The sequence below is a fragment of the Paracoccus sp. S4493 genome, from assembly GCF_000967735.1.
Classification (GTDB): Bacteria; Pseudomonadota; Alphaproteobacteria; order Rhodobacterales; family Rhodobacteraceae; genus Paracoccus; species Paracoccus marcusii.
The window spans coordinates 1-369 of sequence record NZ_JXYF01000483.1; the positions used below are offsets into that span (position 1 = coordinate 1).

A 369-nucleotide genomic window follows, 5' to 3' on the forward strand; every position below is an offset into this window, starting at 1 on the left:
CCGGCTGGCGCAGCTGGATCGCGGCGTCCAGTTCGGTGCGGGTCTCGGCCACCTCGATGCCCAGGTCGCCGCCAAGCCGCCATGCGGCCTGATCCAGCGACAACAGCGCCAAGCGGCGGGCATGCGGCCCGTCATCGGTCATGGTTTTGACGCCCGGAACGATCACGACCGCCCCCGGGGCCAGCGGTGCGCCGGGGGCGTGCACCAGGATCGCCACATGTGCGGCCACACCCGTGGCGGGCACGCGGCCCCGATGACGGATGATCGACACGCCAAGGGCGCCAGGACCGCGGTCCAGCTTTTCGACGCTGACGGTGATGCGGGCGGCGCGGGGATGGGCCAGCACCTCGGCGGCGATGCGTTCGGCCA

1 pseudogene is annotated in these 369 nt (G+C 72.6%); it reads right to left on the reverse strand.

Annotation, left to right across the window (positions count from 1 at the left end):
- Positions 1-369: pseudogene (locus tag TW83_RS21580) on the reverse strand (dihydroneopterin aldolase); the annotation flags it as partial.